Annotated in this window: 9 protein-coding genes; all 9 read left to right on the top strand. The window is 66.1% G+C overall.

Annotated features, from left to right (window positions below; translation table 11 throughout):
* The first annotated feature begins 100 nt into the window (after nt 1–100).
* The 9 genes from OR37_RS05735 (at nt 101) to OR37_RS05690 (ending at nt 12,491) form a co-directional block, all read left to right on the top strand.
* The gene (locus tag OR37_RS05735) at nt 101–1,177 is read left to right on the top strand and encodes a LacI family DNA-binding transcriptional regulator (protein WP_035016999.1); all 1,077 of its coding nucleotides are present in this window, start codon (nt 101–103) and stop codon (nt 1,175–1,177) included.
* 117 nt (nt 1,178–1,294) lie between these two features.
* Nucleotides 1,295–2,758 (top strand): glucuronate isomerase, encoded by a 1,464-nt coding sequence (gene uxaC, locus OR37_RS05730; RefSeq protein WP_004616834.1) that lies wholly within the window; start codon nt 1,295–1,297, stop codon nt 2,756–2,758.
* Nucleotides 2,759–2,782: 24 nt separating this feature from the next.
* A complete protein-coding gene (kduI, locus tag OR37_RS05725) occupies nt 2,783–3,622 on the top strand; it encodes a 5-dehydro-4-deoxy-D-glucuronate isomerase (RefSeq protein WP_004616833.1) in 840 nt (279 codons plus the stop codon).
* A gap of 149 nt (nt 3,623–3,771) precedes the next feature.
* Complete coding sequence (gene kduD, locus OR37_RS05720) at nt 3,772–4,539, top strand: 2-dehydro-3-deoxy-D-gluconate 5-dehydrogenase KduD (RefSeq protein WP_004616832.1); 768 nt, start codon at nt 3,772–3,774, stop codon at nt 4,537–4,539.
* Between the two features lie 285 nt (nt 4,540–4,824).
* On the top strand, nt 4,825–7,554 hold the full coding sequence (gene ppc / locus OR37_RS05715; RefSeq protein WP_004616831.1) for a phosphoenolpyruvate carboxylase: 2,730 nt from the start codon (nt 4,825–4,827) through the stop codon (nt 7,552–7,554).
* A gap of 662 nt (nt 7,555–8,216) precedes the next feature.
* The gene (locus OR37_RS05705; protein WP_004616830.1) at nt 8,217–8,891 is read left to right on the top strand and encodes a bifunctional 4-hydroxy-2-oxoglutarate aldolase/2-dehydro-3-deoxy-phosphogluconate aldolase; all 675 of its coding nucleotides are present in this window, start codon (nt 8,217–8,219) and stop codon (nt 8,889–8,891) included.
* An 8-nt stretch (nt 8,892–8,899) separates the two neighbouring features.
* Nucleotides 8,900–10,006, top strand: a complete 1,107-nt coding sequence (locus OR37_RS05700; protein ID WP_004616829.1) for a sugar kinase — start codon at nt 8,900–8,902, stop codon at nt 10,004–10,006.
* A gap of 220 nt (nt 10,007–10,226) precedes the next feature.
* Entirely contained in the window at nt 10,227–10,895 is a 669-nt protein-coding gene (locus OR37_RS20675) for a hypothetical protein (protein WP_200864122.1), read from the top strand.
* Between the two features lie 231 nt (nt 10,896–11,126).
* On the top strand, nt 11,127–12,491 hold the full coding sequence (locus tag OR37_RS05690) for a cation:proton antiporter (RefSeq protein ID WP_004616827.1): 1,365 nt from the start codon (nt 11,127–11,129) through the stop codon (nt 12,489–12,491).
* Nucleotides 12,492–12,515 lie beyond the last annotated feature (24 nt).

Here is a 12,515-nt window from a genome sequence, read left to right as displayed (position 1 = left end):
GGTGTCACGGCTCTCGCAAGGCCAGTTTCAGCTCCAGTTGGCGATGCTCGCCGGGCTGGAGTATGACAAAAGAAAACGCTCAGAGCTGCTTGGAAACGCCGTGGACTCTTCGAAGACGCCTTCCTCGGATCCGGAAGACAGTGAACTCGGCGTCGAGGGCGGCCGCAAGCGCGCCACGATCAACGACATCGCTCGACTGGCGGGCGTTTCGAAGAAGACGGTGTCGCGGGTCATCAACCAGTCTCCGTTCGTTCGCGATGAAACCCGCGAGCGCATTGAAGCGGTGATCGCCGAGTGGGGCTACGCGCCCGATCCTCAGGCGCGGGGCTTGGCCTTCCGTCGCTCGTTCCTGATCGGCATGGTCTACGACAATCCCAACCCACAGTATGTCGTGAACATGCAGCTTGGGCTGCTGGATGGGCTGCGCGGCTCCGGTTTCGAGCTGGTGGTCCACCCCTGCAATCGCGCCAGCCCCACCTTCTTGAACGATATCCGCGCCTTCGTGGAGCGGCAGAAGCTGTTTGGCGTCGTGCTGCCGCCGTCGGTTTCCGAGGACGAGAGCGTCGCTCGACTGCTCAGCGAGATCGGCTGTGCCTATATCCGCATCGCGTCGGTCGAGCTGGACAAGCCCGAGCATATGATCGTCGGCCGCGACCGGCTGGGGGGCGAGGTCATGGGGCGGCATCTCGTCGACCTGGGCCATACCCGCATCGGCTTCGTCACCGGCCTCCCCAACTTCCGCTCTTCGCACGAGCGCCTGGGCGGCTTTGAGGACGCGCTGAGGAAGGCCGGACTGGCGCTGGATCCCGATTACGTGGCGCAGGGGGCCTACACCTTCGAGTCGGGCGTCGCCGCGGGCGAGGCGCTATTGGCGAGAACGCCACGTCCGACCGCCATCTTCTGCGCCAACGACGAAATGGCCGCCGGGGCTTTGCAAGCCGCGCGCCGCGCCGGTCTGAACGTGCCCGAGGACGTGACCATCGTCGGGTTCGACGACTTCCAGATCGCCCAGTCTGTCTGGCCGCCGCTCACCACGATTCACATCCCCACGCGCGAGGTGGGCCGCTTGGCCGCGGAAAAGCTGATCGGGAAGGAGACGCGCGACGCGCGCGATCCGGCTCCGACCGCGCCCTATCTGGTTTTGCGGGAGTCTTCGGCGCCGCCGCCGAAGTCCTGAGAACAACTCGTCACAATGCCCGTCTAGTTTCTTGCAACGGGTCGTGACACCGGTTACCAACGGCCCGCGACGGCCGGTCTCGAAGCTGTCCACACGGTTGGAATGAGGGAACGCGATATGGCCAGGCCGCTCAATTTCCATGACGATCGGCTGTTCCCCGCCGATCCGGCGACGCGGTCCTATGCGCGCGGCCTCTACGGTCTGGTCAAGGACCTGCCGATCATCAGCCCGCATGGCCATACCGATCCCAGCTGGTTTTCGACCAACGCGCCTTTCCAGGACGCAACCGACCTACTGCTGGCGCCGGACCACTATCTGTTCCGGATGCTCTACAGCCAGGGCATCTCGCTCGACGCGCTGAAGGTGCGCTCCAAGGCTGGCGTTCCCGACACCGATCCGCGCGAGGCGTGGCGCCTGTTCGCGTCGAACTTCCACCTGTTCCGGGGCACGCCCTCGTGGGTGTGGCTGAACCACGTGTTCAGCCAGGTCTTCGGCTTCACCGAATTCTTGGACGCCTCCACCGCCGACGACTATTTCGACCGTATCAACGCGGCCCTGGCCACCGACGCCTTCCGGCCGCGCGCTCTGTTCGACCGCTTCAACATCGAGACCCTGGCCACCACCGAGGGGCCGCACGAGAGCCTGGATCATCACAAGGCGATCCGCGAGAGCGGCTGGGGCGGCCATGTGATCACCGCCTATCGTCCCGACGCGGTCATCGACTTCGAGGACGAGCGCGGCCCGCGGGCGTTCGAGCGCTTCGCCGAGGCGTCCGGCCAGGACGTCTACAGCTGGAAGTCCTATCTTGAAGCGCACCGCCTGCGCCGCCAGGCCTTCATAGAGGCTGGCGCGACCTCGTCGGACCACGGCCACCCGACCGCCGCCACGGCCGACCTGAGCGACGCCGAGGCCGAGGCGCTGTTCGCCGACCTGGTGAAGGGCAATGTGACGCCTGAAAAGGCCGAGCTCTTCCGCGCCCAGATGCTGACCGAGATGGCCAAGATGAGCCTGGACGACGGGCTGGTCATGCAGATCCACCCCGGCTCGCACCGCAACCACAATGTCGGCCTCCTGAACACCCACGGCCGCGACAAGGGCGCGGATATTCCGATGCGCACCGAATACGTGGATGCGCTAAAGCCCCTGCTGACCCGCCTGGGCAACGATCCGCGCCTGTCGGTGATCCTGTTCACGCTGGACGAGACGGTCTACAGCCGCGAACTCGCCCCGCTGGCCGGCCACTATCCGGTGCTGAAGCTGGGTCCGTCCTGGTGGTTCCACGACAGCCCGGAAGGCATGATGCGCTTCCGCGAGCAGGTCACCGAGACCGCCGGCTTCTACAATACCGTCGGCTTCAACGACGACACCCGCGCCTTCCTCTCGATTCCGGCCCGTCACGACGTCGCGCGTCGCGTCGACAGCGCCTTCCTCGCTCGGATGGTCGCCGAACACCGGATGGATCTGGTCGAGGCCGAGGAGCTGATCGTCGACCTGACCTACAACCTGCCCAAGAAGGCCTACAAGCTGGACCGGCGTCCGGACTGGGCTCGTCCCGCCGCGCTGCGCGCCGCCGCCGAATAGAACACCCTTTCCGGAGACTTCCCGATGTTCGCCAAGACCTATCATGCCACCCATCCGGACATGATGTTCGCGGTCAGCAATGACGACCTGCGCGACCGCTACCTGATGCAGGGTCTGTTTCAGGACGGCCAGATCGTCCTGACCTACAATCACGCCGAACGCTTCGTCGTCGGCGGTGTCGTCGCGACCAGCCCGATCAAGCTGCCCGACCAGACCGAGCCGGCCTCGGCCGCCGGCCACCCGTTCCTGGAGCGCCGAGAACTGGGCCTGATCAACGTCGGCGAGACGACCGGCAAGGTCACCGTCGACGGCATCGTCTACGAGATCGTGCCGCGTGACGGCCTTTACGTCACCATGGGCGCCAAGGACGTGACCTTCGAAGGCGTCGACGGCGCCGCGCGCTTCTACCTGGTCAGCCTGCCGGCCCACGCCGCGTTCGAGACCAAGAAGCTGGCCTTCGCCGACGCGATCCCGCTGGAGCGCGGTGCGCTGGAAACCTCCAACGAGCGCACGATCTACCAGTACATCGTGCCGACCACCTGCAAGTCGGCTCAACTGCTCCTGGGCATGACGGTGCTGAAGCCGGGCAGCGTCTGGAACACCATGCCGCCCCACCTGCACGACCGCCGCTCGGAAGCCTATTTCTACTTTGGTCTCGGCGAGAACGACCGGGTCTTCCACTACATGGGCGAGCCGGACGAGATGCGTCACATCGTGATCGCCAACGAGGAAGCCGTGATGAGCCCGCCGTGGTCGATCCACATGGGCTCGGGCACCGCCAACTACACCTTCATCTGGGCGATGGGCGGCGAGAACCTCGACTATACCGACATGAACGTGCTGGACATCTGCCAGCTGAAGTAAGGCTTCGGCCGTCGCGCTCCGCGTCATCCCGGCCGGAGCGCGACTTGTAGCCGGGACCCCCGTTGCGGGCGCCCTGACTGGCGGCCCTGGGTCTCGTAGCGACCGCCTGGTTTATCCGGGAGCGCGCCTATTTTGGACAGGAACTCGACATGACCAATCCGTTCAGCCTCGAAGGCAAGGTCGCGCTCGTCACCGGCGCCAACACCGGGATCGGGCAGGGGATCGCCATCGCCCTGGCGACCGCTGGCGCGGACATCGCCGCCGCAGGCCGCAGCGAGCCGACGGAAACCCAGAAGGCCGTCGAGGGCCTGGGCCGCAAGTTCCTGTCGATCAAGGCCGACTTCGGCTCGACCGAACCGGTCCAGCGCGTGGTCGACGAGACCGTCGCCGCGTTTGGCAAGGTCGACATCCTGGTCAACAACGCCGGCATCATCCGCCGCGCGGACTCGATCGAGTTCTCGGAGGCCGATTGGGACGCGGTGATGGACACCAACCTGAAGGTCGTCTTCTTCCTGACCCAGGCCTTCGCCAAGCAGGCCTTGAAGCAGGGCGTCGACGGCGGGCAGGCCAAGGTGATCAACATCGCCAGTCTGCTCTCGTTCCAGGGCGGCATCCGCGTGCCGTCCTACACGGCCGCCAAGTCGGGCCTGGCGGGGCTGACCAAGATCCTCGCCAACGAGTGGGCGACCAAGGGGATCAACGTCAACGCCATCGCGCCCGGCTATTTCGACACGAACAACACCGAGGCGCTGCGCAACGACGCCGACCGCAACGCGGCGATCCTGGCGCGCATCCCGGCGGGTCGCTGGGGGCGTCCGGAGGACATCGGCGGCGCCGCCGTGTTCCTCGCCTCGCCGGCCTCGGACTATGTGCAGGGCATTACTCTGCCCGTCGATGGCGGCTGGCTGGCGCGTTGACGAAATAAAAACGCGCAAATCCACAATGGTAGCGCAACCATTGTGCGGCCTGGGTTTTCCGTTCCGGTGAAGCGCGCTAGAGCCTTATCCGCTCGAATGGAATCATTCGAGCGGAAAAATAAGGCTCTAAATCAAACATTTAGAGCGTGATAACCGCCGAAACCGCTCACACTTTCGGCTATCACGCTCTAGAGGGCGCCGTAACGTCAGCACCTGCCGCGCCGACGCCTTCTCTAGACACTTTCCAGTTCGGGATCGTCCGTCCGGCGGTCCCCGGAGTCCGCCATGCGCAACCCGGCCCTGTCGATCAACGTTGACCGCCCCACCAGCCGTCACGTCCGTCAGAACGCCAATCTGCTGAGCGAGCTTCTGTCCGAGGCGATCGCTTATCTGGACGGGCAGGAGGCCGCCGACCTGGTGGCCAAGGCGCGGAAGGCCGCGTCGCGCGAGGAGGAGGCCACGGGCGAGGCGCCGGTGCTCGATCACCTGTTCGCCGACCTGACTACCGACCAGGCCGTGTTCCTGGCGCGGGCTTTCGCCAGCCACTCGCTGCTGGCCAATATCGGCGAGGACGTCGCCGGTCGTCGCCGCCACGCCGAGGCCGAAGCTCAGCCCGGCGACGCGCGTCCCCGCACCTTGATCGACGCCGTTCGGGCGCTGAAGGCCCAAGGCATGAGCGACGAGGCCCTGGCCCGGACGTTCGCCGCCATGAACGTCGTGCCGGTGCTGACCGCCCACCCGACCGAGGTCCGCCGCCGTAGCATGGTCGATCGCGAGACGGAGATCTCGCGCCTGATGGCCCTGCGCCGCCACCACCTGCCGCCGGACCTGGACGCGGAGATCCGCGAGAGCCTGTTCCGCGAGATCGCGCTGATGTGGCGGACCCGTCTCTATCGCCCCGAGCGGATCACCGTGAAGGACGAGATCCGCAACGCCCTGTCGATCGTCCGCACCTCGATCCTGCCCGCGATCATCGACCTCTACGGCGACTGGACGGCCAAGATCGGCTCGCACGGCCATCTCGCGCCGCTGCTGAAGATGGGCTCCTGGCTGGGCGGGGACCGTGACGGGCATCCCGGCGTCAACGGCGAGACCTTGAAGCTGGCCTTCGCCTCGCAGTCCCGCGTGATCCTCGACTGGTACGCCGGCGAGGTGCGCAAGCTGTGGTCCAATCTGGCGGTCTCCACCGCCTATACGCCGGTGTCCGAGGAGCTCTTGGCGCTGGCGGCCCAGACCCGCGACCCGTCGGTCCACCGGCTGGACGAGCCTTATCGCCTGGCGCTGGAATTGATCTTCGACCGCCTGACCGCCGTCTCGCAGAAGCTGACGGGCCAGCCTGTCGCCTTCGCCACGGGGACGACCGAGGTCGAGCCCTACGGCCACCCGGACGCCTTCGTCGCCGACCTGACCGTGATCATCGACAGTCTGGAGCGCAACGGCGGCGAGCGCCTGGTGGGCTCGGCGCTGCGCACCCTGGTCGAGGTGGCCAAGGCTTGCGGCTTCCACCTGATGAGCCTGGACCTGCGTCAAAACGCCGATGTCCACGAGCGGACCCTCGACGAGCTGTTCCAGCGCGCCGGCACGGGCGTCGCTTATCTGAAGCTAGACGAGGCGGCGCGCTGTAAGGTGCTGATCGAGGAGCTGTCGCATCAGCGTCCGCTGGTCTCGCCGTTCACCGCCTATGGCGAGGAGACGACCAAGGAGCTGGCCACGATGGAGGCCGCCGCCCAGGCCGTGCGCGACTACGGCCACGGCTGTATCGGCGCTTACATCATCTCTAAGTCCGCGACCCTGTCGGACATTCTTGAGCCGCTGGTGCTGCTCAAGCAGGTCGGGCTGGTGTGGGGCGGCGCGGCGCCGCGCGCCTCGGTCAAGGTCGCGCCGCTGTTCGAAACCATCGGCGACTTGGAGAACGGTCCCGCCGTACTGCGCCAGTGGCTGGAGCTTCCGTTGTCGCGGACCATCCTGGGCGATCGGCCGGTGCAGGAGATCATGCTGGGCTATTCCGACAGCAACAAGGACGGCGGCTATGTCGCGTCCCGGCGCGGGGTGGCGAAGGGGGCTTCGGCCCTCGCGTTCGAGGCCGACCGAATGGGCGTTGGCTTGCAGCTTTTCCATGGTCGGGGCGGCAGCGTCGGCCGAGGCGGTGGTCCCGCCGCCGAGGCTGTGCTGGCGCAGCCGGCCGGCACGGTCCAGGGCCGCATCCGCATGACCGAGCAGGGCGAGATGATCGCCCGCCGTTTCGGCGATCAGCCCACGGCGCGCCGCAACCTCGACGGCTTGGCCGCCGCGGTCCTGATGGCCAGCGAGCGTCCGATCCACCAGCCCGATCCCAAGGTCGAGTCCGCCATGACGGCTCTGGCCGAGGCGTCCTTCCATGGCTTCCGCGCCCTGGTGTACGACGACCCCGCCTTCGAGGACTTCTTCTGGTCGGTGACGCCGATCAGCGAGATCGTGGGCCTCAATATCGGCAGTCGTCCCGCCTCGCGGACCGCCAGTCGCAAGATCGAGGATCTGCGGGCCATCCCGTGGGTGTTCAGCTGGTCGCAGGCGCGCTTCATGCTGCCGGGCTGGTACGGCTTCGCTTCGGGCGTTGAGCGGGCCGGGCTGTCGGTGGACCAACTGCGCGACCTGGCGGGGAGTTTCGATTTCTTCGCGTCGCTTCTGTCGAACATGGAGCTGGCCCTGGCCCAGAGCCACATGGGCATCGCCGCGCGCTACGTGACGCTGTCTCCGGACCAGGCCAACGCCGAACGGATCTTCGCGACCATCCAGCGCGAGCATGACGCCGCCAGCCGCCTGGCGCTGAATATCCGCGGCGGCTCGGCCCTGCTGGACAACCAGCCAGACCTCGCCGAGTCGGTGGCCTTGGCGGGCCGCTCCGTCGACCCGCTGAATCACCTGCAGCTGGAGCTGCTCTCGCGCCGTCGGGGAGGGGACACCGACGAGGACCTGCGCCTGGCCATCCAGTTGACCGTGGCGGGCATCGCGGCGGGCCTGAGAAATACCGGCTGATCGGCCAGCGCGCGGACCTCCGATTTCCCCACGAAGGCTTGGCCAATCGGCGGATAGGGAGCTTCCCCGCCCATTGGCCCTCGAGCCCGTGACCCTCACGGTTGCTCGCAAGTCTCGGCATTCGCGGGGCGCTCTGGATATCAGGCGATCCCCGTTCTTCGGGCTGTCGTAAACATTCGCGTTTTCAAGTCGTTGACATTATCGAGGACCGACTTTTCTCCCCGCTTGCGCTCATCGTCGGTTTCTGTTTATCTGCGAATGACACCGGTGGCTAAGTGGCCTGGCCAATTCCTCCGAGGTCATACGTTTCGGTCCGGCGTTTGGGTTGGTCCGTCTCGTTCGCGGCTCTTTGAGCTCGCTCCTGCGCAAACTTAACGGGGCGTCGGCGTGATCCGACGCCCTCGTTTTTGCGCTTCGAGCGGGGCGGGTGTCGTCTGAAAGGCTATGGGGAAGGAAGCACGGGAGAGACACGGCGTTCCGGCTCGTCGAGCCTATCGAGCGCGCCAGCGATCCAAAATTGACGTTGCGGCAGCCCCGGATGTGGCGCTCATACGCGACGCGGTCTAAGGGATCGCCCTGAGCCAGTTCCGGCGAAATCTTGCCCGCGCGGCGACCCAGGAAAGTCTTCCGCGCAAGATCGATCCTTCGGGAAGGAGTTTACGATGGTGAAAGACCGTATGGCGGTGCTGACCGCCCTGATGGACCAGGGCGTGATCCCGGTGTTCTACCACCCCGACGTCGAGGTCTGTAAAAACGTGATCCAGGCCTGCGCCGACGGCGGCGCGCCCTGCATCGAGTTCACCAACCGCGGCGATTTCGCCAGCCACGTCTTCTACGAGGTCACTCGCCACTTCGATAAGGCCGATCCGCGCGTGATCATGGGCGTGGGCTCGATCGTCGACGCCCCGACCGCCGGCATCTACATCGCCAATGGCGCAAAGTTCGTCGTCGGTCCGATCCTGAACGCCGACGTCGCCAAGGTCTGCAACCGCCGCAAGATCCCGTATTCGCCGGGCTGCGGCTCGGCCTCGGAAATCTCCTATGCCGAAGAGCTGGGCTGCGAGATCGTCAAGGTGTTCCCGGGTTCGTCGGTCGGCGGTCCCGACTTCGTCAAGGCGGTGCTAGGCCCGATGCCCTGGACCCGCATCATGCCGACGGGCGGCGTCGATCCGGACGAGGCCTCGGTCAAGAAGTGGTTCGGCGCGGGCATCGTCGCCGCCGGCATGGGCTCCAAGCTCATCACGCAAGAGCTGCTGGACGCCAAGGACTACGCGGGCATCTCCAAGAAGGTCCGCGAGACGGTAGACCTGATCAAGAAGGTTCGTGGGAAGGCCTAGAGACACCAATGACCGACAATATCCTCAACATTCGCCCGGCTTCGGAAACAAAGTGGGATTGCGCCAGCTTCGGCGAGGTGATGCTGCGTTTCGATCCGGGCTTCGGCCGGGTTCGCAACGCGCGTCAGTTCCAGGTCTGGGAAGGCGGCGGCGAATACAACGTCGCCCGCGCTTTCCGGAAGTGCTGGGGCAAGCGCTCGACCGCGGTCACCGCCCTGCCGGTGAACGACCTGGGCTGGCTTGTCGAGGATCTGATGATGCAGGGCGGGGTCGACACCTCGCACATCATCTGGCGCGAGTTCGACGGCCTGGGCCGTAACACGCGCGTCGGTCTGAACTTCACCGAAAAGGGCTTCGGCGTCCGTCCGGCGCTCGGCTGCAGCGACCGGGGCCACTCGGCCGCCTCGCAGATCCGTCCCGGCGAAGTGAACTGGGAAAAGCTGTTCGGCGAGGAAGGCGTGCGCTGGTTCCACACCGGCGGCATCTTCGCGGCCCTGGCCAGCAACACGGCTGAGGCGGTGATCGAGGCCGTGGAAGTCGCCCGCAAGTACGGCACCGTGATCTCCTACGACCTGAACTACCGCGCCAGCCTGTGGAAGTCGCAGGGCGGCAAGGAAGGGGCCCAGAAGGTCAACCGTCACATCGCCCAGTATGTCGACGTTATGATCGGCAACGAGGAAGACTTCACCGCCTGCCTGGGCTTCGAGGTCGAAGGCCTGGACGAGCACATCTCGTCGATCGACCCGGCCAACTTCAAGAAGATGATCCAGACGGCGGTGAAGGAGTTCCCGAACTTCAAGGTCGCCGCGACCACCCTGCGCAACGCCAAGACCGCCTCGGTCAACGACTGGTCGGCGATCCTGTACGCCGGCGGCGAGTTCTACGCCTCGATGATGCGCGAGAACCTCGAGATCTATGACCGCGTCGGCGGCGGCGATGGCTTCGCCTCGGGCCTGGCGTTCGGCTTCATGGAAGGCAAGGGCCCGCAGGCCGCCGTCGAGTACGGCGCCGCCCACGGCGCCCTGGCCATGACCACGCCGGGCGACACCTCGATGGTGCGCCAGGCGGAAGTCGAGGCCGTGATGAAGGGCAAGGGCGCGCGGGTCATCCGCTAAGCCCTCCGTCTCTCGGATAAGAACGAGCCCCCGGTCGAAAGATCGGGGGTTTTTCATGAGCGGCCGCGGTTTGTCCTTAATCCGCCACGAACGCGCGCATCGGGAACGACGGAGCCGTTTTCCGGGTTGATTGGCCGCAGGTTCAATCGCGCGAGGGCTGGAGATGAGGTCGCGATCTTTCCAAGGGGCGGGTTCGTCGGTCGCCCGATGTGGCGCGGCGGTGCTAGCCCTGTGCCTGGGCATGGCGGCGGCCGAGGCGAGGGCGGGCCAGCAAAGCAAGGTTCCCCAGACCTCGGACCAGGCCAGCAGCGACAGCCTGGGTTCGGCCATGGTCTCGCCGCTGCGCGACATCAACGTCGTGCGCTCGCAAATTCCGGACCTGTTGAAGAAGGCCGCGACCGATCCCTATGCGCCGCCGTCGCCGGGATGCGAGCCGTTGCGGGCCGAGATCGACCAACTCGACGCGGTGCTGGGCGAGGACTACGACGAGCCCAAGGACAAGAAGCGCGATGAGGGCGGTCTGTCCAAGCCGGTGCTGGGCGCGGTGGCCAGCGTGGTCTCCGATGTAATTCCGATGCGCGGCTGGGTGCGGCGGTTGACCGGGGCCGAGGCGCACGACGAGCAGGTCCGCCAGGCGATCAAGGCGGGCATGGTGCGGCGCGGCTATCTGAAGGGCCTCTACAACGCCGGGACCTGTAAGGGAAACCGCCTGATCTATGTCGCCGCCAAGCCCGCGCCGTCGCCGCCGCTGATCTCCGCCGAGCCCGCGCCGGTCCAGGTCGCGGCGGCGAAGGCCGAGATCGCGCCGACCGCCGCAGCCGCGCCCTCGTCGGCGGGCTCGCCTTTCAGCATGACGATCCGTGTCGCGACGACGGCGGGCGTCCCCTAAGCGCATGGGCATCGCTTGAACGCCATCGCGGCGTCGTCGCGCACCAAATTGACAAGGCTGTCTTTTGGGTGTGTTACTACCGAGCGTCGTTATGACGTTGAAAATTTTTCTAATAAAAACAACTGTATGAAGCTCGTGGCAGGAATGCCCGCGCCCGATCGCGCCGTGGCCCAGTCCTTTGCGACCGAGGCTGGCGGAAAGGCGAGCCGATCGCGTTAGGGGACTTGCACGGTGTCGGACTTGATCGCGCGCACGATCGCCACGGCGGCGGATATTCTGAGCGCGCACGGACCCGCGACCGCTGGCGCGCCGCACGGCTTCACACCCGGCGACTTCTCGGTTCATTTTTTTCTTCAATTGGCGGTTATCGTCCTGACGTGCCGCGTGGTGGGTTGGCTGGGCCAGAAGCTGCTGCGTCAGCCCCAGGTGGTCGGGGAGATGATCGCCGGCGTGGTGCTGGGACCCTCGCTGCTGGGGCTGCTGTTCCCCGACTTTCAAGCCGCGCTTTTCCCCAAGGAGACGAAGAACGTCCTCTATGTCGGCGCTCAGCTGGGCGTGGGCCTCTACATGTTCATGGTTGGCGCGACGTTTGACGCCGGGCACTTCAAGGCCAAGGCCAAGAGCGCGATGAGCGTGTCGTTCGCCGGCATTGTCGCGCCGTTCCTGATCGCGACCCTGATCACGCCGTTCCTGCTCAAGGTCCCGGGTCTGTTCGCGGTCGGCATCAGCCGGGCCAACGCCACGCTGTTCATGGGCGCCTGCATCGCCTTGACGGCCTTTCCGATGCTGGCGCGGATCATAAACGAGCGGGGTCTGGCCAAGACGTCGCTCGGCACGCTGTCCCTGACCGCCGGCGCGTTTGACGACGCGGTGTCCTGGTGCGTGCTGGCGCTGGTGCTGGCGACGTTCGGCGGCGGCCCTGGCGTCGCGGTCCTGGCCATCGGCGGCGGCCTGGCCTGGGCGGCCTTCGTCACCTTGCTGGGGCCTCGGATCCTGGCGCCGTTGGGGCGCATGGTCGAGCGCGACGGGCACATGAGCACCCATGTCTTGGCCCTGGTCATCCTGGCTTTCTGCGTTTCGGCCTTCCTGATGGACGCCGTCGGCATCCACGCCATTTTCGGTGGGTTCATCCTGGGCGTGGTCATGCCGCGCGGCCTGCTGGTCGAGGAACTGAAGAAGAAGGTCGAGCCGATCGCCGTGGTGCTGCTGCTGCCGATGTTCTTCACCTATTCGGGGCTGAACACCCGCATGGACATGGTCAATTCGCCCCAGTTGCTGTTGATCGCCTTGGGCGTGCTGGCGGCGTCGGTCCTGGCCAAATGGGGCGCTTGCTACGTCGCCGCTCGCCTGACGGGCGAGAGCCATTCGACCGCCATGGGCATCGGCGCGCTGATGAACTCGCGTGGCCTGATGGAGCTGATCATCATCAATATCGGTCTGCAGAAGGGCGTGATCGGCCCGACGCTGTTCTCGATGCTGGTGCTGATGGCGATCGTGACCACGGTCATGGCCAGCCCGCTGTTCGAAGTGGTCTATGGCCGCAAAGCCCGCGCGGCCGGGGAACTGGGCGCGGCGGCGGAAGGCGCGACCGCTTAGGGGCGCCTCGTCGCTCGATCCATT

Origin of the sequence: Caulobacter vibrioides OR37, assembly GCF_000372645.1 — a bacterium.
Lineage (GTDB): Bacteria > Pseudomonadota > Alphaproteobacteria > Caulobacterales > Caulobacteraceae > Caulobacter > Caulobacter vibrioides_E.
This window is presented reverse-complemented; position numbering and strand designations above follow the sequence as displayed.